The organism is Tardiphaga alba, assembly GCF_018279705.1.
GTDB classification, from domain to species: domain Bacteria; phylum Pseudomonadota; class Alphaproteobacteria; order Rhizobiales; family Xanthobacteraceae; genus Tardiphaga; species Tardiphaga alba.
Map to the genome: position 1 here is coordinate 5,329,581 of NZ_CP036498.1, position 21,309 is coordinate 5,350,889.

A 21,309-nucleotide genomic window follows, 5' to 3' on the forward strand; every position below is an offset into this window, starting at 1 on the left:
AGGCACTCAGCTTCCATTCAGGTTGTCGGGCGCAGTTTTGAGGCGCAAGATGTCGCAGACAGACGCCATCAATCAAACATACCGGACGGAGTATCTGTCGGTCCGTGTTGTTATTTCCGTATGCCGATGCCCAAAAATGCACCTTTGATGTCCCGACGGTCCCTGCTTCACGGGATAGGTGCGTTCGGAGTTACGGCTTTTTACGCACCATCCATTGTCGCCGCTCAGGACGACAAGGCAGCAACGACCATCCAGTTCACGCTGGACCGCCCGGTCGATGCCATCGCCGCCCCCTTCGTGCTTGCCGCAAGCCGCGGTCTTTACCGGGCGCAGAATCTCAATGTCGCGCTGCAGGTCGCGACCGGCTCGAAAGACACCATCACCCGCGTCGCTGCCGGCACGACCGACATCGCCGTGGCGGACTTCAATTCGCTGGTGCGCTACCGCGCCGATCCCGATGCCGCCCCGGTGAAGGCGGCTTTCGTGCTGCTCAACCGCGCGCCCTATGCCGTGGTCGCGCGCAAGAGCCGCGGCGTGATCTCGCTCGGCAGCCTCGAAGGCCGCACGCTCGGTGTCGCCGATGGCGATCTCGCGATCCGGCTATGGCCTGCACTGGCGCGCCGCAACGGCATCAAGGCGTCCGCCGTGAAGCAGGAGAAGATCAGCCCTGCGGTGCGCGAGCCGATGCTGTCGGCCGGCCAGGTCGATGCGGTCACCGGTTTTTCCTATCTCTCGGCGGTCAACCTGCGGGATCGCGGCATTCCGGCCGATGACCTCGCCGTATTTCGTTTCGCCGAATTCGGCTCGGCCGCCTATGGCCTTGCTGTGATCGTCAGTCCGAAATTCGCAGCCGCGAGATCCGATGCGGTGAAAGGCTTCGTGCAGGCCATCACATCCGGCACGCAGCTCGCGATCCAGGACCCCGACAAGGCCGTGGATGACGTGCTTGCACAGATGGATGGCGGCACGCGGGAGCTCGAACTGACCCGCCTGAAGATCGCCATCAGCGACAACATCCTGACCGACGACGTCCGGCGCGACGGACTTGGCGGCATCGACAGCACGCGCTTCGACGCGTCACTCGTCGAGATCGCCGAGGATTTCACCTTCCGCAACAAGCGCCCGGCCATGGCGGATGTGTTCGACGACCGCTTTCTGGCGGAATCGACCGGCCGCAAGATCAACTGACGGCTGCCGGCAAGATCGTCGTCGAGACCTTCGTCGAGACATTCAACTGAACAACTCCCCGCGAAGCTGTATTCAGCACCTGTCCGCATCTAGACTGCGGGCATGACCGGCCATGTCTGCGCCGGCCCGGATAGCTGCTGATGATCAAACTCTATATTCGCGTGCTGGACCTTCTCGGCAAGGAGAAACGCCTCGGCTGGATTCTGGCCCTGGCCAACCTGCTGCTAGCCGGCGCCCAGTTTGCCGAACCGGTGCTGTTCGGTCGCATCATCGATGTGTTGTCGAACAACCTGTCCACCAGCGCCACGCCATCGGGCGGCGCATCGCCATGGCCCCTGCTCGCCGCCTGGGTCGGCTTTGGCCTGTTCACGATCTTTTGCGGCGCCATCGTCGCGCTCCACGCCGATCGGCTGGCGCATCGCCAGCGCCAGGCGGTCCTGACCGACTATTTCGAACACATCATGCAATTGCCGCTGACCTTCCATAGCGGCACCCATTCGGGCCGCCTGATGAAGGTGATGCTCGCAGGCACCGATGCGCTGTGGCGCGTCTGGCTCGGCTTCTTCCGCGAGCACTTCGCCTCGATCGTGTCGCTGCTCGTGCTGCTGCCGCTGTCGGTCTATCTCAACTGGCGGCTTGCCGTTCTGCTCATCGTGCTCTGCCTGGTGTTCACCCTGCTGACCACGCTGGTGGTGCGCAAGACGTTCAGCATGCAGAGCGCTGTCGAGGATCACTATGGCGATCTGTCCGCACGTGCCTCGGATGCGCTGGGCAATGTCGCGCTGGTGCAGAGCTTCACCCGCATCGATGCCGAGGTGCAGGGCCTGCGCGGCCTCTCCCGCGAATTGCTGGCGGCGCAGATGCCGGTGCTGTCGTGGTGGGCGATCGTCTCGGTGATCACCCGCGCCTCCACCACCATCACGGTGCTGGCCATCTTCACCGTCGGCATCGCCCTGCATCAGCAGGGGCTGACCACCGTCGGCGAGATCGTGATGTTCGTGTCCTTCGCGACCATGCTGATCCAGCGTCTCGAACAGGTCGTCGGCTTCATCAACAGCGTGTTCATGGAGGCCCCGCGCCTGCGCGACTTCATGAACGTGCTCGACGCCGTGCCGACGGTGCGCGACCGCATCGACGCCGTCGATCCCGGCCGCATGCAGGGCCTGGTCGAGTTTCATGACGTCTCGTTTTCCTATGACGGCAAGCGCCCGGCCATCGAAGACCTCACCTTCACGGCACTGCCCGGCCAGACCATCGCGCTGGTCGGCGCCACCGGCGCCGGCAAATCGACGGCGATTGCCCTGTTGCATCGCGCCTTCGACCCGCAATCCGGCATAGTCAGCATCGACGGCATGGACGTGCGGGCGCTCACTCTGTCGGGCCTCCGCCGCAATATCGGCGTCGTCTTCCAGGAAGCACTGCTGTTCAACCGCTCCATCGCCGACAATCTGCGCGTCGGCAAGCCCGACGCGACCGATGACGAACTGCGCCTCGCCGCCGAACGCGCCCAGGCCCTCGACTTCATCACCCGCAGCGATGCCGGCTTCGACACCAATGCCGGCGAGCGCGGCCGCATGCTGTCGGGCGGCGAGCGTCAACGTCTCTCCATCGCCCGCGCTTTACTTAAAGATCCACCGATCCTGATCCTCGACGAGGCCACCAGCGCGCTCGATGCCGTGACCGAGGCCAAGCTCAATATCGCGCTCGACGAGGTGATGAAGGGACGAACCACCTTCGTGATCGCGCATCGCCTGTCCACCATCCGCAACGCCACGCGCATTCTCGTCTTCGAGAACGGACGCGTGACCGAAGCGGGAACTTTCGATGAACTCGTGGCGCAAGGCGGCTACTTTGCCGAACTCGCCAAGGCGCAGTTCATGGTGCAGGAACAAGCGCGAACCGATGCGGGGCTTTAAGGAGCCAGACATGGTTGTCGTCGCCCGGCTCGACCGGGCGATCCAGTAGACATAAACGGTCGTGTTTACTGGGTCACCCGGTCCTAGCGCGCAATTGCGCGCATGGCCGGGTGACGACAATTGAGTTTGCATCGCCGAACTTTGGCCCCTTTCCTCACCGATTTAACGCCATCGCCACTGTTCTGATGCTCCCGGCCGGTATAGGTTTGCTGCCATCACTGCGTGACGGCGCAATCGATTTGAGAGCCACGAACCCTCATTGTCTTAAATTAGCTGCGCACGGTGCCGAGGCACTGCAGGCGGGCCGCCAAGACCGGAACCGGATAGTGCAGTTTCCCTCCGCCTCCCCTCGCTGGTCATTGAACTCGTTTGGTGCCGTCGTGGCGCTCGCGCTATGCGCATTGGCGCCGCGGACTGCGAGCGCCGAAGCGACGCTGGTGATCGAGGCCGACACCGGCAAGGTGTTGCAGGCAGAGAATGCCACCTATCCGTGGCACCCGGCGTCCGTGACCAAGATCATGACCGCCTATGTGACGCTGAAGGCGGTGAAGGAAGGACGCATCCGCCTCGACTCCGTGTTCACGGTATCGCCGGTCTCGGCCTCCCAAGCGCCGTCGAAAATGGGGTTTGCCGCCGGTACCCAGATCACTGTCGAGAACGCCCTCACCATGATGATGGTGAAGTCGGCCAATGACATGGCCGCCGTGCTGGCCGAAGGCGTCGGCGGTTCCATCGACGGCTTCTCGGGCATGATGAACGCCAATGCCCAGCGGCTCGGCATGACGCAGACCCACTATGTCAATCCGAACGGCCTGCCAGCGGACGAGCAGGTGACCTCCGCGCGCGACCTCGCCATCCTCGCGCGTGCCGTCATCCGCGACCTGCCCGAATACGAATACTTCATGCACATCCCCGCGATGAAATTCGGCCGCCGCATCACCCCGAATTTCAACAAGCTGATCGGCCGCTATCCCGGCGCCGACGGTTTCAAGACCGGCTTCATCTGTGCCTCCGGCTACAACCTCGTCGCCTCCGCGACGCGCAACAACAAGCGCCTGATCGCCGTCGTGCTCGGCTCGACCTCCGGGCACGCCCGCGCCGTGAAGGCCGCGCAGCTGCTCGAAGCCGGTTTCGGCAACAGCAATGGCGGCCTGACTTGGCTGAAACCGGCACTCGGCACTGTCGATGCCATGGCTCCGATCGACGCCGCGCCGCCGAACCTGCGCGATGAGATGTGCGGACCGAAGCGCAAGCGCCAGGGTCCGATCAGCGATGAAGATGCCGTGGCCAGCAGCGAAGCCGGCAGCAACGCCGCACTGTCGTTCTTCTCGGGTGGCTTACAGCCGCCGACATTGCGACCCGAGGACATGATGGCTGCGGCCGCAGCGCCCGTCGAACCGGTGATCGTCTATACCGGCCCGAAAAAGACCGGTGCCGACCTGATCGCCGCCAACGCGGTGGAAGAAGCCAAGCAGACCCCCAAAGCCAAAGGCAAAAAGGGCGCGAAAACCGCAGCGAAGAAGCCGGCTGCGACGGCAGATGCCAAACCTGCTGCCGATGCAAAACCTGCAGCCAAACCGGCAGCCAAGCCCGCCGCGCCAAAGCAGGCCGCAGCAAAACCCGACGCTGCACCGAAGCCGGCTGCAGCTGCCAAGCCTGCCGCAAAGCCAGCAGCGGCAGCTGCGACACCCGCACCCGCCAAGCCGAAGCCGGCAGCAGCCAAGCCGCCGGCGCCCAAGCCCGCGGCTACCGGTGAAGCCAAGCCGGCTGCGACAGCTCCGCGCAGCTAGACCTTCGTCGAACCGTCACGTGCTCCTTGCCTGCCGCGAAATTCATCACGCGGCGAGATGGGCTGGATGTCGCGCGTCGGCGCGCAAACGTGTCGCAGTTTCAGCCTGCGTCCCTAACCAATGTCATGCGTTAATCCTCCAACGCCGTCCGGCCATGTCATTGTTGCGGCGCGACTTGCTATCACCGCGCGATCTGCTCAATACTTCCCGCAACAATAATTTTTCGAGGGGGAATGTCATGGAACGCATCTGGCTCAAACACTATCCCGCAGGCGTCCCGGCCGACATCGACACCAGCCAGTACCCGTCGCTGGTCGCACTGCTGGAAGAGAGCTTTGCGAAGTTTCGCGATCGCAAGGCCTTCATCTGCATGGACAAGTCGATCACCTATCGTGAACTCGACGAGATGTCCGTGGCGCTCGGCGCCTATCTGCAAAGCAAGGGCCTCGCCAAGGGCGCGCGCGTCGCGCTGATGATGCCCAATGTGCTCCAATATCCCGTCGCCACCGCCGCGGTGCTGCGCGCCGGCTATGCCGTGGTCAATGTCAATCCGCTCTACACGCCGCGCGAGCTCGAGCATCAGCTCAAGGACTCCGGCGCCGAAGCCATCATCGTGCTGGAGAACTTCGCCTCCACCGTGCAGCAGGTGATCGCCAAGACCAATGTGAAGCACGTGATCCTCGGCAGCATGGGCGACATGCTCGGCTTCAAGGGCGTGATCGTGAACCTGGTGGTTCGTCGCGTGAAGAAGATGGTGCCGGCCTATGACCTGCCCGGCGCGGTGTGGTTCAACGACGCGCTCACCGCCGGCCGCAGCATGAAGCTGAACAAGCCGACGCTTGGCCCGGACGACGTCGCCTTCCTGCAATATACCGGCGGCACCACCGGCGTCTCCAAGGGCGCGACGCTGGCCCATCGCAACATCATCGCCAACATGCTGCAGAACGACGCCTGGCTGCAGCCGGCGATCCGCAAGCCGCCGCATACGGACCAACTCTTCATCGTCTGCGCGCTGCCGCTGTATCACATCTTCGCGCTGACGGCCTGCTTCCTGCTCGCGGTGCGCGCCGGCGGCGTCAACCTGCTGATCCCCAACCCGCGCGACATGCCGGGCTTCGTGAAGGAGCTGAAGAAGTATCAGGTCAACAGCTTCCCGGCCGTCAACACGCTCTATAACGGCCTGCTGAACACGCCCGGCTTCGACGAAGTCGACTTCTCCAAGCTCAAGATCTCCAATGGCGGCGGCATGGCCGTGCAGCGGGCGGTCGCCGAGAAGTGGCAGAAGATGACCGGCTGCCTGGTTGCCGAAGGCTACGGCCTCTCCGAGACCTCGCCGACGCTGACCTGCAACCCCGCCGATGTCGACGAATTCACCGGCACCATCGGCCTGCCGGTGTCGTCGACCTATATCTCGATCCGCGACGACGACGGCAATGAAGTGCCGCTCGGCGAAGCCGGCGAAATCTGCGCCAAGGGTCCGCAGGTGATGGCGGGCTACTGGAATCGGCCGGAAGAGACCGCCAAGGTGATGACCGCCGATGGCTTCTTCCGCACCGGCGACATCGGCATCATGAATGCCGACGGCTTCACCAAGATCGTCGATCGCAAGAAGGACATGGTGCTGGTCTCCGGCTTCAACGTCTATCCGAACGAAGTCGAGGACGTGATCGCGAGCCATCCGGGCGTGATGGAATGCGCCGTCATCGGCGTGCCGGACGCAAAGACCACCGAGGCGGTGAAGGCGTTCATCGTCAAGAAGGATCCGAGCGTCACGGCGGAAGACATCATCAAGTTCTGCGGCACGCAGCTCACCAACTACAAGGTGCCGAAGCAGATCGAATTCCGCGACGCCTTGCCGAAGACCAATGTCGGCAAGATTCTCCGCCGCGAGCTCCGCGACGAGAAGAAGCAGAACGCAGCAGCGTAGGGATCATGTAGGGTGGGCAAAGGCGCTCTTGCGCCGTGCCCACCTTCATCCGCCGAGCGCGGGATGGTAGGCACGCTTCGCTTTGCCCACCCTACGGAATCCTGCATGACCTCAACAACTCCCTCCGACATCATCACATTCTGGACCGACGCCGGCTGGGACCGCTGGTACACCCGTGACGACGCCTTCGACGCCGAGATCAGGGCGCGCTTCCTGCCCGTCTATGAAGACGCGCGCGATGGCAAGCTGGCCGCTTGGGAAAACACGGACGACGGTACGCTGGCGCTGATCCTGCTGCTCGACCAATTCCCGCGCAATCTCTTCCGCGACGATCCCCGCGCTTTCGCGACCGATGCCGTCTGCTGCGCGCTGGCCAGGCGCGCCATCGCCCGCGGCGTCGGCGATCGCGTCGATCCCGTGATGCGCCAGTTCGTCTACATGCCACTGATGCACTCCGAAGACATGGCCGATCAGGAGCATTGCTGCGCCCTCTTCCGCGCCACCGGCGAGACCGACAATCTGAAATTCGCTGACATCCATGCGGACATCATCCGCCGCTTCGGCCGCTTCCCGCACCGGAACGCCGTGCTCGGCCGCGACACGACAGCCGAGGAGCAGGCGTTTCTCGATGCGGGTGGATTTAAGGGGTAGGTCGTCATTGCGAGGAGCGCAGCGACGAAGCAACCCAGGGGCCAAGAGCAAAGACTGGATTGCTTCGCCCAAACGAATTGCTTCGCAATTCGTCAGGGCTCGCAATGACGGTGAATATTGTGCCCATCATCACCCCGGTCTAAAAACCCTCACCTACATCCGGAGAAAGCGACCATGAGCATCCAAGTCGGCGACAAGCTGCCCGAGACCAAGTTTCGCGTGATGACCGAGGAAGGCCCGGTGGTGAAATCCACCGACGATATCTTCAAGGGCAAGAAAGTGGCGCTGTTCGCGGTGCCCGGCGCCTATACCGGCACCTGCCACAAGATGCATCTGCCGAGCATCTTCCTCAATGCCTATGCCATCAAGGGCAAGGGCGTCGATACCATCGCCATCACCTCGGTCAACGACGCGTTCGTGATGAATGCCTGGAAGAAAGACACCGACCTGCGCGACGAAGCGGTGTTCCTGGCCGACGGCAATGCCGAATTCGCCAAGGCCATCGGCCTCGACCTCGACGCCTCCGGCAACGGCCTCGGCATCCGCTCCAAGCGCTATTCGATGCTGGTGGAAGACGGCAAGGTGACCAAGCTCAACCTCGAGCCGGCACCGGGCAAGGTCGAAGTCTCCGGCGGCGATACGCTGCTGGGGCAGCTGTGAGCTGAGGCTCACGAAACACGCACTGTCGTCGCCCGGCCGTGCGCGCAATTGCGCGCTAGGACCGGGTGACCCAGTAGACACCGGCTTCGGTGATTATCTTCAAAGATAGCGTTTACTGGATCACCCGCTTTCGCGGGTGATGACAGTTAGAGCCCTACTTCTTCCGCGCTTCCGCCAAACCATCCCGCGCCAGTTGATCCGCGCGTTCGTTCTCGGCGTGGCCGGCATGGCCCTTGACCCAGTGCCACCTGATCTCATGCGTATGCAGCGCGCTGTCCAGCCGCTGCCAGAGATCGACATTCTTCACGGGCTTCTTGTCGGCGGTCTTCCAGCCATTGCGCTTCCAGCCGTGAATCCAACTCATGATTCCGTTGCGCAGATACTGGCTGTCGGTGTGGAGATCGACGCTGCACGGCTTCTTCAGCGCTTCCAGCGCCGAGATGGCAGCCATCAGCTCCATACGATTGTTGGTCGTATGCGCCTCGCCGCCCTTCAGCTCTTTTTCGGCATCGCCGAAACGCAGGATCGCGCCCCAGCCGCCCGGCCCCGGATTCCCTGAACAGGCGCCGTCCGTATAGATCGTTACCGGCTGTGTGCTCACGCAGGCTGTCCTGCAGCTTCCAGGCCGTAATCGGCCATGCTCTTCACCGACTGATGAAAGCGCAGCTTGCGGACATATTCCAGCGGATCCTTCGGCTTCACGAAGGCGCCCTCGGGCACATTGAGATAGTCGACCAGGCGCGTCAGCAGGAAGCGCAGCGCCGAGCCGCGCGCCAGCAACGGCATCGCCGCCTGCTCGGCCGGGGTGAGCGGACGCACCTTGTTATAGGCGTTCAGAAGTGCACGGGCCTTGGTGGCATTGAAGGAGAAATCCGGCTCAAAACACCAGGCATTGACGCAGATCGCCACGTCGTAAGCCAGCATGTCGTTGCAGGAGAACGGGAAGTCGATCAGGCCGGAAAGCTTGTCGCCGAGGAAGAACACATTGTCCGGAAACAGGTCGGCATGGATCACGCCTTGCGGCAGATCGCTCGGCCAATGCGCGGCGAGATCGTTGAGTTCGGTTTCGAGAAACGCACGCAGGCCCGGCTGCACCGTATCGGCACGCGGCGCTGCCAGGTCGAGCAGATGGCGCCAGCCTTCGACCGAGAGATTGTTGGCGCGCTTGAGCGGGAAATCCTGACCCGCCACATGCATGCGCGCCAGCGCGTCGCCGACACCGGCGCAATGCACGGCACTCGGCCGGCGCGGCCACATGCCTTCGAGGAAGTTGATGATCGCGGCCGGGCGGCCGGCCAGCGACGAATAGACCGCGCCATCACGCGTTTTCTGCGGCTGCGGGCACGTCACGCCGCGTTCGCACAGATGCGCCATCAGGCCGAGAAAATACGGCAGGTCGTCCAGCGCCACGCGCTTCTCGTAGAGCGTGAGGATATACGCGCCCTTCGAGGTATGCATGAGATAGTTGGAATTCTCGACGCCTTCGGCGATGCCCTTGTAGGAGAGCAATTCGCCGATATCGTATTGTTTCAGGAAGTCCGCGAGATCGTCATTTGCGACGTCAGTATAGACGGCCATGGCCTCACGCGGCGGCTTCGGGACGCAGCGAGCGCGGCAGCGGGAAGAATTCGTTTTCTTCCGCAGCAGACACCGTCTCCACATTCAGCGTGTAGCGCTGCGCGAAGGCATCCATGATTTCCTCGACGATCACTTCCGGCGCCGATGCGCCCGCGGTGATGCCGAGGCTGGTGATGCCTTCGAACATGCCCCAGTCGAGATCGCTGGCGCGCTGCGCCAGCACCGACACGCGGCAGCCCTCGCGCTCGGCGACTTCGCGCAGACGCTGCGAGTTCGACGAGTTCGGTGCACCGACCACGATCAAGGCGTCCACCACCGGCGCTACCTTCTTTACCGCGAGCTGGCGGTTGGTGGTTGCGTAGCAGATGTCTTCCTTGTGCGGGCCGTTGATATTCGGGAAGCGCTCCTTGAGCACGGCCACGATTTCCGCGGTGTCGTCGATCGACAGCGTGGTCTGGGTCACGAAGGCCAGGTTGTCCGGATTCTTCGGCTGGAAGGTCTGGGCATCCTCGGCGGTCTCGATCAGTTCGACAGCGCCCGGCGGCAGCTGGCCGACAGTGCCGACCACTTCCGGGTGATGCGAATGACCGATCAGCAGGATTTCGCGGCCGCGCTTGAAGTGGATCGCGGCCTCGCGGTGCACCTTGGTCACCAGCGGGCAGGTCGCATCCAGCGAGAAGAAATTGCGCTGGCGCGCATCCTCGGGAACCGACTTCGGCACGCCATGGGCGGAGAACACGACCGGAGCGGTAGTATTATCCGGAATCTCAGCGAGTTCTTCGACAAAGATCGCGCCCTTGGTCTTCAGGCTGTCCACGACATATTTGTTATGGACGATCTCGTGGCGGACATAGACCGGCGCGCCGTGGATGGCCAATGCGCGTTCGACCGTATCGATTGCCCGGACCACGCCGGCACAGAAGCCGCGCGGCGAACAAAGAACGATTTTCAGGGCGGGTTTGGTCATATCGGGGCGATCCATGTGCCTTGAGCGCCGCCCAAAAAAAGGCGCGCACCGTCAAATTGACGAAAATCAGCCAAAGGGCTTGTCTGCATAAGGACTTGGGGCCGGTTTACGGCGCTGTCAAGGCCGAAACGTTCGCCATTGCGCGTCAGCCCCGGCACAGCTTATATAGAAGGCTAATTCCCCGTCATCCCCGATGACCAGACGGCTCCGCCTCCTCGAGGTGGGCGGAGCGCAAAGGAGATTTGCCATGAGCAATGCCCCGCTGATGCCAAAGGCGACGGCCGTGTGGCTGGTGGACAACACCGCGCTGACCTTCGACCAGGTCGCCGATTTCACCAAAATGCACGTGCTCGAAGTCCGCGCCATTGCCGATGGCGACGCCGCCCAGGGCATCAAGGGCATGGATCCGATCTCGAACGGCCAATTGACCCGTGACGAGATCGAACGCGGCGAAAACGACGCGAATTACCGCCTGAAGCTCGAAGAGAGCAAGGTCGTGCTGCCGCCCGCCGCCAAGAAGAAGGGCCCGCGCTACACCCCGGTGTCGCGCCGCCACGAACGCCCCAGCGCGATCCTCTGGCTGGTCCGGAACCATCCGGAACTCAAGGATGCCCAGATCATGCGTCTGGTCGGCACCACCAAGACCACCATCGCCTCGATCCGCGATCGCACCCACTGGAACGCGCAGACCCTAACCCCGATGGATCCGGTGACCCTCGGCCTGTGCTCGCAGCTCGAACTCGATTTCGAAGTGCAGCGCGCCGCGAAGGAAAAGCCGCTGGACCAGCAGGCCTATGGGGCGCCACGCTGCTGCCGGCGTCGGAAACGACCCGCAAGGACGAGTACGAAGGCGCCGAGCGCGGCGACGACGATCTCAATGTGGATGCCGTGTTCGCGAAGCTGAAGGGCATCGGCGGCGGCAAGCCGCGCGACGAGGACGAAGAGTAGGCGATTTCGCGATCAGTGGATTGCTGAAGAGACAAACGCGGCGAGGAAACTCGTCGCGTTTTTTGTTGAGCGCGCGGCTCTTGCTTCTCCCTCCCCAAGCGGCGAAGCCGCGCAGCGGGGAGGGTGGATTGAAGCGAGCGTTCAGCGAGCTTCGAGACGGGTGGGGTCTCTCAGCACGGAAGACGTCACGTTGGGCTCCCCACCCGGCGCTACGCGCCACCCTCCCCATTCGCTTCGCTCCGGGGAGGGAGACCACACGCCTCCGCGCGCCTCACGCCTTCTTCAAGAACTCCGTGCGCAGCACCAGGCCCTTCACCTTGTCGGTGCGGCCTTCGATTTCGTCTTCATTGTCGGTGAGATGGATGTTCTTGATCATCGTCCCGCGCTTCAGCACGGTGGATGAGCCTTTCAGCTTCAGGTCCTTGATGAGCGTGACGGTGTCGCCCTCAGCGAGCAGCGCGCCGTTCGAATCCCTGACCTTTATATCCATGATCTCTTCCCAATGGTGCGATGGTATTGTCGCGACCCAACAGGATGCAGGCCCGGAAAGCAACAGGCAGGGCTACAAAAAAGGGGCCGACTTGCGCCGGCCCCTCAGTCACACACAGAGATCGTGAAGCTTATTCTTCAGAGCATGATCTCGCCCGAAAACCGGAATCCACTTTTCGGGATCATGCTCTTAGAACTTGTAGGTGATGCCGGTGCCGATCAGCCACGGATCGAGCTTGACCTGACCGGTGATCGCCGTGCCGTTAGCAAGCGTGCCTTCCCAGTCCGGACGCATCCACATCTTCTTGACGTCCACGTTCCAGCCCCAATGCTTGTCGATCATGTAGTCGAAACCGAACTGCAGGACTGGCGCGGCCGTGTCCTTCAGCGAGCTGTTGGTCACCGTGACACCGGCATTCGCCGTATTGCCGGCCGACTGGCTGAAGAACCAAGTGTAGTTCACACCGGCGCCGATATAGGGCTTGAAAGCGCCGAACTGGGTGAAGTGATACTGGAAAGTCAGGGTCGGCGGCAGCAGCCAGGCCTTACCGACATCGAGACCGGCCAGTGCGCCGTCGCCAGTCACGTGATGCTTGGTGACGCCGAGGATGAGTTCAGCGGCGAGGTTCGGCGTGAAGAAGTAGGAGATGTCGATTTCCGGAACGACCTGGTCCGAGGTCTTCAGGCTCGAACCTGGAACCTGATGGACCGAGCCGCCATCTTCTGGAACGACAGCGAGCGCGCGCACGCGGATCATCCAGGGATTCCAGAGATCCACCGCCGGCACTGCCTTGTAGACCGGCTTGGCGGCGAGATCGGCTGCGTGGCCGGTTGTAGAAATGCCCGTGATGGCCGTCGCGGCCAGCAGCAGCGACATCGTGGTCCAGATCGTCTTCATGGCAAAGCGCCCCAACTTTCGAATTGTCTCGGGTGAATGATCCCACCGTCGGTGTATGCGAAAGACGACAGCTGGCCTGCGCGAACGTTGATGTCGCTCAAAGCGCAGGCGCGTCACAGGGCGATGCCACGCGCGCGTTGCAGGACGGCCACACGGAATTGAGGGATATCAAGAAAAGAACGCAACCACAGATGCGGACGGGCGGCGCATGATCCGCGAGCCGATTGACCGACGGCGGACTGCGGCTGCGATTCGGCGCCTTACGGCCGATTCGGATTGTTCAGCATGTATTCGCCGAGATCGCGCTGCTTGCGATCAGCGCGGGCGATGGCATTGCTGCGCTGAACGTCGCGATCCCGGCGACAGGCCGAATATTCCGGCGAACCGACCGCGACGCCATTGGCGCGGCAGATCGCATCGTCATCGTCGCCGAGGCTCGACATCGGCACATCGGTCCGCCGCGCGCAGGCGCCGAGCAGTGTGGCAGCGAGCGTCAGGGCGATGAGAGATGTCGGGGCGAGGCGCATGCGGGAATCCTGTCGGCGATAGGGCCGTGTTTAGCGCGAAATGCGGGGATTGTAAGGTGCCTTACACCCTTCCCTTCAGCGCCACGCCGATCTCATCCAGCGATTTCGGGTCCTCGATGGTCGCGGGCATGGTCCAGGTTTCGCCGTCGGCGATCTTCTTGATGGTGCCGCGGAGAATCTTTCCGGAGCGGGTCTTCGGCAGGCGCGTGACCGCGATAGCGAGCTTGAAGGCGGCGACCGGGCCGAGCTTGTCACGCACCAGCGCCACGACTTCCTTCTCGATCTCGGCATTGGAACGCGACACGCCAGCCTTGAGCACCAGGAAACCGCAGGGCACCTCACCCTTGATATTGTCCTTGATGCCCAGCACGGCGCATTCGGCGACATCGGGATGCGAGGCCAGAATCTCCTCCATGCCGCCGGTGGAGAGGCGGTGGCCGGCGACATTGATGATGTCGTCGGTGCGGCCCATCACATAGACATAGCCGTCCTCATCGAGATAACCGGCATCGGAGGTTTTGTAGTAGCCGGGGAATTCATTGAAATAGGCTTCCTTGCAGCGTGCATCCTGCTCCCACAGCGTGGGCAGGCAGGCAGGCGGCATCGGCAGCTTGATGACGATGGAGCCCATGGTGCCCGCCGGCACCGGCTTTGCGGCCTCGTCCACCACCTCGACCTTGTAGCCGGGCATCGGCACCGTGGGCGATCCGTGCTTCACGGGCAGCATGCCCAGGCCAACCGGATTGCCGGCGATGCACCAACCCGTCTCGGTCTGCCACCAGTGATCGATCACCGGCACCTTTAGCTGCTTCTCGGCCCAGTCCACCGTCGGCGGATCGGCGCGCTCGCCTGCGAGGAAGAGCGTGCGAAAATGCGACAGATCGTATTTGCGGATGAAGTGGCCCTCCGGATCATCCTTGCGGATGGCACGGAAAGCCGTCGGCGCCGTGAAGAAGGCGACAGCCTTGTGTTCGGAGATCACACGCCAGAACGCGCCCGCATCGGGCGTGCCCACCGGCTTGCCCTCATACATGATCGAGGTCGCGCCATGGAACAGCGGCGCATAGATGATGTAGCTATGGCCGACCACCCAGCCGATATCGGAGCCGCACCACCACACCTCGCCGGGCTTCACGCCGTAGAGATTTTCCATCGACCAGGCGAGCGCGACCGCATGGCCGCCATTGTCGCGCACGACGCCTTTCGGCTTTCCGGTCGTGCCTGACGTATAGAGGATATAGAGCGGATCGGTCGCCTGCACCGGCACGCATTCGGCGGATTTCTTCGCCGCGATCGCCGCGCTGCGCAGCTCGGCCCAGTCGTGATCGCGGCCTTCGATCAGTTCACAGCGCTGCTGGGGACGCTGCAGGATGATGCAGCCGCCGGGCTTGGCGCTGGACAGTGCAATCGCCTCATCGAGCAGCGGCTTATATTGCACGATGCGGCCGGGCTCGATGCCGCAGCTTGCGGACAGGATCAGTTTCGGCCGCGCATCATCGATGCGCGTCGCGAGTTCTTTCGCCGCGAAGCCGCCGAACACCACCGAATGCACCGCACCGATGCGCGCGCAGGCGAGCATGGCAACGACGGCCTCCGGCACCATCGGCATATAGAGAATGACGCGATCGCCCTTGCCGACGCCATGCTCCTGCAGGACGGCGCCGAGCACCTGGGTTTCATGCAGCAATTCAGCGTAGGTGAATTTGCGGATCTCGTTGGTCAGCGGCGAGTCATGGATCAGCGCGACCTGATCGGCACGGCCGCGCACCACATGGCGGTCCAGCGCATTGTAGCAGGTGTTGAGCACGCCGCCCGCAAACCAGCGGCCATAAAGGCCCAGCGTGGGATCGAACACCTTTTCCGCTGGCACGATCCAGTCGATCGCCTTGGCCGCCTCGCCCCAGAAAGCTTCCGGATCGGACAGCGACTGCGCGTGGACCTCGTGATAGCGGCTGGTTGTCATCGCGTGCCTCCCGTTCCGATTTATTTTCTCCGGATTGTCACGGGATACGCTTCTATTTCAAGGGGGCCTTTGGTGGGGGCTGCACCGACATCTTCGCGCCCATGCGTTCGATCTCCTGCGCCAGCGCCTTGTAATTGGCGCGCACGGCCTCGTTCTGCGGATCGATCTTCAGCGCCGCGCCGAAATCGCGGATCGCGCGCGGGCGATCGCCCTTCTTGCGCAAGAGTTCGCCGCGAGCATTGAGAAGATCAGGCCGCGTCAGATCGATCTTCAGCGCCGCATCGTAATCGGCGATGGCGAGATCGGTCTGGTCCTTGCGGGCATAGGCAGCGCCGCGCGCGCTCGCCGCCTTGAGGCGATCGGCCGTCATCACTTTCTCGTTGCCGATCAGCTCGCCGCAGATCGCAATGATCCTGTCGTCATCGCCAGCCACCACTGCCGCGAAGCAGGGTGCCGTGTCGACCTTGGACGCCACCGGTGTTTCCGGATCGGTATCGACAGCCGCATGCGCATTGCAGGCAGAGAACAGAAACATGACGGCAAAAGAATAGATCGACAGACGCATTACTTGATCAGGCCCTTTTCACGATAATAGCGCACCGCGCCCGGGTGCAGCGGCACCGGGCTGCGACTCACGGCGGCCGCGAGCTTGATTTCATGTCCCGCACGATGCGCGACAGCGAGTCCATCGACCGCATCGAACAGGCGCTTGGTCATCTGATAGACCAGCTCATCGCTCACCGATGCGCTGGTCACCAGATAGTTCATCACCGATGCGGTCGGCACAGGTTTCGGCTGGCCGCGATAGGTGTCCGCCGGAATCGTGGCAGGCCGGAACGGCGCACCGAGCTTCTTCACGACCGCGGGCGATACCGGCACCAGTACCGTATCGCTGTTATCGGTCAGTTCCTTGATCGAGGTCACACCGAGCCCTGCGGATTGCAGCGAGGCATCAAGCTTGTTGTCGATCATCCGCTTGGTGGATTCCGCAAACGGGATCATCTCGGCGCGGCCGAGCGACGCGAAGTTCATTCCGGCAGCCTTCAAGATCGCGCGGGCCTCGAGTTCGGTGCCCGATTTCTCGGCCCCGACGGCGAGGCTCTTGCCTTGTAGATCCTTGAGGGAACGAATGCCGCTCGCTTTGGTGGCGACGATCTGGACATAGTTCGGATACAGCGCGCCGATGACACGCAACCCGTCGAGCTTGCCGGCAAAGCCGGCCTGCGCATCACCGCGCCAGCCGGCCATGAGTGCATCGCCGAGCGCGAAGGCGACCTGCCCGGTGCCCTGCTGCAACCGCATCAGATTGGCGACCGAACCATCGGTTGTCTCCACCAGCACCTTCGCGCCGGGAATATCCGCATAGACCATGCCGATGCTGACGCCGAGCGGATAGTAAACGCCCGAACTGCCGCCGGTGAGGATGGCGATCGGCTCTGCGCGCGCGAGCGGTGCCCATAGAGCGAACATGCCCGCAACTAATGCGATGCAGCATCGCCGTCCTGTCATTCGATATCTGATCATGCGGGATCGAACGTGAACCGGTCACCGCGCCGGGTCAATTGGCGCATGGACGCATCGCACGCGTGGCAACGCACGCGCGACGAAAGTTTCACAGGTCAACCCTTGCGCCAGCCGGTCAAAACGGCATGAATGCGCCGCACTAAAACTAATAAGGCCGGGAAATCCGGCTCACGGGAAAATCCCGGGGGAAGAAACATGGCTGACGACAAAGCGCACGCGACCGATGGCAACAAAATCGTCGAAGCGGAGATCATCTCCGACGCCACGATGCAGAAGGTCGAGGAGCTGATCGAAGCCGAAGAGGGCGCCGCAAACCGTCTGATGGGTTGGGCCGGCACCATCTCCACCGGCATCGCGGTGACGATGAGCCTGTTTCACCTCTATGCCGCCTATGCGATCGTGCCGACGCAGGAACTGCGCTACATCCACGTCGCTTTCACGCTCGTGCTTGCCTTCATGCTCTTCCCCGTCGCCCGCCGGTTCCGCGACCGCGCGCGCTGGTGGGATATCCTGCCCGGCATCGTCGCCATTGCCACCATCGTCTATGCGCTGTGGGGCGGCGAAGACTTCACCGATCGCGCCACCCTGCCCGATCACGTGGACGTGGTCGTCGGCATCGTCTTCATCCTGCTGCTGCTGGAGGCGACGCGCCGCACCACCGGCTGGATCATGCCGGTCGTCTCCATCTTCTTCATCGCCTATGCCATGCTCGGCCCGCATCTGCCGGCGCCGTGGACGCATCGCGGCTATGACCTGCCGCGCCTCGTCGGCCATCTCTTCATCACGCTGGAAGGCATCTTCGGCGTCGCGGTGGATGTCTCGGCGACGCTGATCATCCTGTTCACAATCTATGGCGCCTTCCTCGCGCAATCCGGCGCAGGCAAATTCTTCATCGATTTCTCGCTGGCGCTGATGGGCAACAAGCCCAATGCCGCCGGCCGCACCGTGGTGCTGTCGTCCTTCCTGCTCGGCGGCCCCTCCGGTTCGGGCGTCGCCACCACCGTGATGATCGGCACCGTGGCCGCGCCGATGCTGAAGAAGGCCGGCTTCGAGAAGAATGCCGCCGGCGGCCTGCTGGCCGCGGGCGGTCTCGGCGCCATCCTGTCGCCGCCGGTGCTGGGCGCCGCCGCTTTCCTGATCGCCGAATTCCTCAAGATCAGCTATCTCGACGTGATCTGGATGGCCACCATCCCGACCATCCTCTACTACCTCTCGCTGCTGATCATGGTGGAGATCGACGCCAAGCGCTTCGGCGCGAAGAACGTCAACATCACGCCCGAGCTTGGCTTGGGCACCATGACCAAGCGCTACGGCTTCCACTTCATCTCGCTGCTCGCCGTCGTCGTCTTCATGGTGATCGGCTTCTCGCCGGCATTATCGGTGTTCTATGCGATCCTGGTGACGCTGGCGCTGAGCTTCCTGCGCAAGGACACCGCCTTGATGCCGAAGAAGCTAGTGAAGGCGCTCTCCGAAGGCTCGATCGGCGCGCTCAATGCCGCCACCACCTGCGCCTGCGCCGGCATCGTGGTCGGCGTCGTCACCCTCACCGGCCTCGGCCTGAAATTCTCGTCCATCGTCATCGCTTATGCCGGCGGCAGCCTGCTGCTGACGGCGCTCTATACGGCGCTGATCGTCTGGATCATCGGTCTCGCCGTGCCGGTGACTGCGTCCTACATCATCTGCGCCGTCATCGCCGCCCCCGCGCTGATCAAGCTCGGCGTGCCCGATTACGCCGCACACATGTTCATCTTCTATTACGCCGTGCTCTCGGAAGTCTCACCGCCCACCGCGCTGTCGCCCTTCGCAGCGGCGGCCATCACCGGCGGCGATCCCTACAAGACCACGCTGCAATCCTGGAAATATACGCTGCCGGCCTTCCTGGTGCCGTTCGTGTTCGTGTGCGATCCGCAAGGCGTCGGCCTCTTGCTGTCGATCCCGAAGGGCGGCTCGTGGGTGGATATCGTCGAGATCACCTTCAAGACCACCTGCGGCCTGCTAGCGCTCGCAGCCTGCGCGCAGAACTGGGGTCTGCGACAAAATACGCCGATCGAGCGCGGACTGCTTCTGCTATCCGGATTGCTGCTGGTGTTCCCGAGCCTGATCGAGGCGATCATCGAAGCCATCATCGGCCGCGACATCAGTTACACATTCCTGCCGGGCCTGATCATCGGCCTCGGCGTCCTCTTCTGGCAGGCGCGCACCCGCGCCCAGCCGGTAGCTGCGTAGGAGACGCGACGACAAGAAAAACACGACAGCGGACGCCGCACATAAGCGGCGCCGCCAACTTCAGGGAGTGCAACGATGAAATGGACGGCTTTTAGCTTCGCTCTGCTCGGCATCGCCTGCGTGACACATCCGGCGACGGCGCAGGAAAAGACCATCGCAATCGCGACAGGCGGCACCGGCGGGATTTTCTATCCGCTCGGCGGCGGTCTCGCGAACCTGCTCTCGAAGAAACTCCCCAACACGCAGGCGACCGGTGAAGTCACCGGCGGCAGTGTCGATAACATCAAGCTGCTGGAAAGCGGCCAGGCCGATCTCGGCTTCATGACCGGCGACGTCGCCTCCGACGCCATCAAAGGTGAGCAGAAATTCAAGAAGCCGGTGCCGCTGAAGACCATCGTCGCCGTCTATTCCAGCCCCGTCCATGTGGTGACCATCGCCGGCACCGGCATCGAGAAATTCGCCGACCTCAAGGGCAAGCGCATTTCCGGCGGCGCGCCGGGCTCGGCCTCGGAAGCGCAGACCTTCCGCCTGCTGGAGGCCGCCGGCCTCGACAAGGACAAGGACGTCAAGCGCGAGCGCCTGTCGGTGGCAGAATCCGCCGCGGCGCTGAAGGACCGCAAGATCGATGCATTCTTCTGGGGCGGCGGCGTGCCCACCGCCGCCGTGGTTGATCTCGCAGCCACGCCGGGCGTGCATATCAAATTGATCGAGATCGATCACCTGCTGGAGCCCATCGTCAAGAAATACGGCCAGATCTTCGCGCCCAGCGTGATCAAGGCCGGCAGCTATCCGGGCCAGACCACCGACAGCAAGGGCTTTGCTGCCTGGAATCAGATCATGGCCACCGACAAGATGTCGGACGAGACGGCCTACGCCATCACCAAGACGATATTCGAGAACAAGGCGGACCTCGTCGCCGTGCACAAGGAAGCCGAGAACATCAATCTCGCCACGCAGACCCCGGCCCAATCGCCGGCGCCGTATCATCCCGGCACGCTCAAATATCTCAAGGAAGTCGGCGCGGTGAAGTAATCGCCACGCCATCAACGAAAACTGGAGGAGAGGAAGTCCATGTTCAAGCGTTTCAAGAAGACCACCATCGCGGCGGCCGTCATCGCCACCGCAGGTCTTGCCGGTGCCGCCATCGCGCAGCAGAAGACCATTGCCATCGGCACCGGCGGCACCGGCGGCGTCTATTACCCGCTCGGCGGCGCCGTCGCCAATGTGCTGTCGAAAGCCCTGCCGAACACCCAGGCCACCGCGGAAGTCACCGGCGGCTCCGTCGATAATCTCAAGCTGATCGCCTCGGGCCAGAGCGAGATGGGCTTCAGCATGGCCGACGCCGCGCTCGATGCCTTCAAGGGCGAGGACAAGTTCAAGAGCGGCAAGGTCCCGCTGCGCACGCTGCTCGTAGTCTATCCGAACCGCATGCATGTAGTGACGGTGGAAGGCACCGGCATCGAGAAGTTCTCGGACCTCAAGGGCAAGCGCGTCTCCACGGGCTCGCCGGGCAGCGCCACCGAAGTGATGGCATTCCGTGTCATCGAAGCCGGCGGCCTCGACAAGGACAAGGACCTGAAGCGTGAGCGTCTCGGCGTCGCCGAAAGCGTCAACGCCATCAAGGATCGCAAGATCGACGCCTTCTTCTGGGTCGGCGGCGTGCCGACGGCCGCGGTGACCGACCTTGCCGCCACGCCCGGCCTGAAGATCAAGATGATCGACCACGCCGAACTCGCCGACAAGATGAACGCCAAATACGGCAAGCTGTATTCGGCTTCGAATATCAGCAAGAGCATCTATCCCGGCATGGACAAGGACAACGCCAATACCGAGGTCTGGAACATCATCGTCACCAACGACAAGATGAAGGACGAGGACGCCTACAACATCGTCAAGACGCTGGTGGAGAAGAAGGCAGACATCGTCGCCGTGCACAAGGAAGCGGAGAGCTTCTCGCTCGACAACCAGGTGCAGGAGCGCTCGCCGGTCCCGTTCCATCCGGGCGCCCTGAAATACTTCAAGGAAAAGGGCATCGGCAAGTAAGACTGGCCGACACG

The 21,309-nt window shown here is 62.9% G+C and carries 18 protein-coding genes and 1 pseudogene; 10 read left to right on the top strand and 9 right to left on the bottom strand.

Going from position 1 to position 21,309, the window contains the following annotated elements; genetic code table 11:
* Nucleotides 1-147: 147 nt before the first annotated feature.
* The 6 genes from RPMA_RS25490 to RPMA_RS25515 all read left to right on the top strand — a co-directional run bounded on the left by RPMA_RS25490 (nucleotide 148) and on the right by RPMA_RS25515 (nucleotide 8,132).
* Nucleotides 148-1,188: an ABC transporter substrate-binding protein gene (locus RPMA_RS25490; protein ID WP_211910423.1), complete on the top strand. Its 1,041-nt coding sequence runs from the start codon at nucleotides 148-150 to the stop codon at nucleotides 1,186-1,188.
* Nucleotides 1,189-1,328: 140 nt separating this feature from the next.
* Entirely contained in the window at nucleotides 1,329-3,104 is a 1,776-nt protein-coding gene (locus RPMA_RS25495) for a glucan ABC transporter ATP-binding protein/ permease (RefSeq protein ID WP_408056471.1), read from the top strand.
* A gap of 326 nt (nucleotides 3,105-3,430) precedes the next feature.
* On the top strand, nucleotides 3,431-4,894 hold the full coding sequence (locus RPMA_RS25500) for a D-alanyl-D-alanine carboxypeptidase family protein (RefSeq protein WP_408056472.1): 1,464 nt from the start codon (nucleotides 3,431-3,433) through the stop codon (nucleotides 4,892-4,894).
* A gap of 238 nt (nucleotides 4,895-5,132) precedes the next feature.
* The gene (locus RPMA_RS25505; RefSeq protein ID WP_211910425.1) at nucleotides 5,133-6,821 is read left to right on the top strand and encodes a long-chain fatty acid--CoA ligase; all 1,689 of its coding nucleotides are present in this window, start codon (nucleotides 5,133-5,135) and stop codon (nucleotides 6,819-6,821) included.
* Nucleotides 6,822-6,926: 105 nt separating this feature from the next.
* Nucleotides 6,927-7,472 (top strand): DUF924 family protein, encoded by a 546-nt coding sequence (locus tag RPMA_RS25510; protein WP_211910426.1) that lies wholly within the window; start codon nucleotides 6,927-6,929, stop codon nucleotides 7,470-7,472.
* 174 nt (nucleotides 7,473-7,646) lie between these two features.
* Nucleotides 7,647-8,132, top strand: a complete 486-nt coding sequence (locus RPMA_RS25515; RefSeq protein ID WP_211910427.1) for a peroxiredoxin — start codon at nucleotides 7,647-7,649, stop codon at nucleotides 8,130-8,132.
* 154 nt (nucleotides 8,133-8,286) lie between these two features.
* On the opposite strand, the gene rnhA is transcribed toward RPMA_RS25515, so the two are convergent.
* Genes rnhA through ispH form a run of 3 tightly spaced genes read right to left on the bottom strand, consistent with a single transcriptional unit; the run spans nucleotide 8,287 to nucleotide 10,677 of the window.
* The gene (rnhA, locus tag RPMA_RS25520) at nucleotides 8,287-8,733 is read right to left on the bottom strand and encodes a ribonuclease HI (protein ID WP_211910428.1); all 447 of its coding nucleotides are present in this window, start codon (nucleotides 8,731-8,733) and stop codon (nucleotides 8,287-8,289) included.
* Nucleotides 8,730-9,710 carry a homoserine kinase gene (locus RPMA_RS25525; protein ID WP_211910429.1) on the bottom strand — a complete coding sequence of 327 codons (981 nt, stop codon included), beginning with the start codon at nucleotides 9,708-9,710 and terminating at the stop codon, nucleotides 8,730-8,732. The genes rnhA and RPMA_RS25525 overlap by 4 nt, the downstream gene beginning before the upstream one ends.
* Before the next feature lie 4 nt (nucleotides 9,711-9,714).
* Nucleotides 9,715-10,677, bottom strand: coding sequence for a 4-hydroxy-3-methylbut-2-enyl diphosphate reductase (gene ispH, locus RPMA_RS25530; protein ID WP_211910430.1), 963 nt, complete (start codon nucleotides 10,675-10,677; stop codon nucleotides 9,715-9,717).
* A 247-nt stretch (nucleotides 10,678-10,924) separates the two neighbouring features.
* Here ispH and RPMA_RS25535 point away from each other — a divergent pair.
* Nucleotides 10,925-11,625 (top strand): annotated as a pseudogene (locus RPMA_RS25535) (DUF1013 domain-containing protein).
* A 271-nt stretch (nucleotides 11,626-11,896) separates the two neighbouring features.
* On the opposite strand, the gene RPMA_RS25540 reads toward RPMA_RS25535, so the two are convergent.
* The 6 genes from RPMA_RS25540 to RPMA_RS25565 all read right to left on the bottom strand — a co-directional run bounded on the left by RPMA_RS25540 (nucleotide 11,897) and on the right by RPMA_RS25565 (nucleotide 16,972).
* Nucleotides 11,897-12,115: an alkylphosphonate utilization protein gene (locus RPMA_RS25540; protein WP_211910431.1), complete on the bottom strand. Its 219-nt coding sequence runs from the start codon at nucleotides 12,113-12,115 to the stop codon at nucleotides 11,897-11,899.
* Nucleotides 12,116-12,304: 189 nt separating this feature from the next.
* Nucleotides 12,305-13,012: an OmpW/AlkL family protein gene (locus RPMA_RS25545; protein ID WP_211910432.1), complete on the bottom strand. Its 708-nt coding sequence runs from the start codon at nucleotides 13,010-13,012 to the stop codon at nucleotides 12,305-12,307.
* Nucleotides 13,013-13,272: 260 nt separating this feature from the next.
* Nucleotides 13,273-13,539 carry a hypothetical protein gene (locus tag RPMA_RS25550; RefSeq protein WP_211910433.1) on the bottom strand — a complete coding sequence of 89 codons (267 nt, stop codon included), beginning with the start codon at nucleotides 13,537-13,539 and terminating at the stop codon, nucleotides 13,273-13,275.
* A 61-nt stretch (nucleotides 13,540-13,600) separates the two neighbouring features.
* On the bottom strand, nucleotides 13,601-15,502 hold the full coding sequence (locus RPMA_RS25555; protein ID WP_211910434.1) for a propionyl-CoA synthetase: 1,902 nt from the start codon (nucleotides 15,500-15,502) through the stop codon (nucleotides 13,601-13,603).
* A gap of 52 nt (nucleotides 15,503-15,554) precedes the next feature.
* Nucleotides 15,555-16,067, bottom strand: a complete 513-nt coding sequence (locus RPMA_RS25560) for a tetratricopeptide repeat protein (protein WP_211910435.1) — start codon at nucleotides 16,065-16,067, stop codon at nucleotides 15,555-15,557.
* Nucleotides 16,067-16,972: a TAXI family TRAP transporter solute-binding subunit gene (locus RPMA_RS25565; protein ID WP_249225407.1), complete on the bottom strand. Its 906-nt coding sequence runs from the start codon at nucleotides 16,970-16,972 to the stop codon at nucleotides 16,067-16,069. The genes RPMA_RS25560 and RPMA_RS25565 overlap by 1 nt, the downstream gene beginning before the upstream one ends.
* A gap of 249 nt (nucleotides 16,973-17,221) precedes the next feature.
* Between RPMA_RS25565 and RPMA_RS25570 the strand changes: the two genes are divergently transcribed.
* The 3 genes from RPMA_RS25570 to RPMA_RS25580 all read left to right on the top strand — a co-directional run bounded on the left by RPMA_RS25570 (nucleotide 17,222) and on the right by RPMA_RS25580 (nucleotide 21,295).
* Complete coding sequence (locus tag RPMA_RS25570) at nucleotides 17,222-19,252, top strand: TRAP transporter permease (protein WP_211910437.1); 2,031 nt, start codon at nucleotides 17,222-17,224, stop codon at nucleotides 19,250-19,252.
* A gap of 75 nt (nucleotides 19,253-19,327) precedes the next feature.
* The gene (locus RPMA_RS25575) at nucleotides 19,328-20,284 is read left to right on the top strand and encodes a TAXI family TRAP transporter solute-binding subunit (RefSeq protein ID WP_211910438.1); all 957 of its coding nucleotides are present in this window, start codon (nucleotides 19,328-19,330) and stop codon (nucleotides 20,282-20,284) included.
* Between the two features lie 39 nt (nucleotides 20,285-20,323).
* Complete coding sequence (locus RPMA_RS25580; RefSeq protein WP_211910439.1) at nucleotides 20,324-21,295, top strand: TAXI family TRAP transporter solute-binding subunit; 972 nt, start codon at nucleotides 20,324-20,326, stop codon at nucleotides 21,293-21,295.
* The last annotated feature ends 14 nt before the right edge of the window (nucleotides 21,296-21,309 follow it).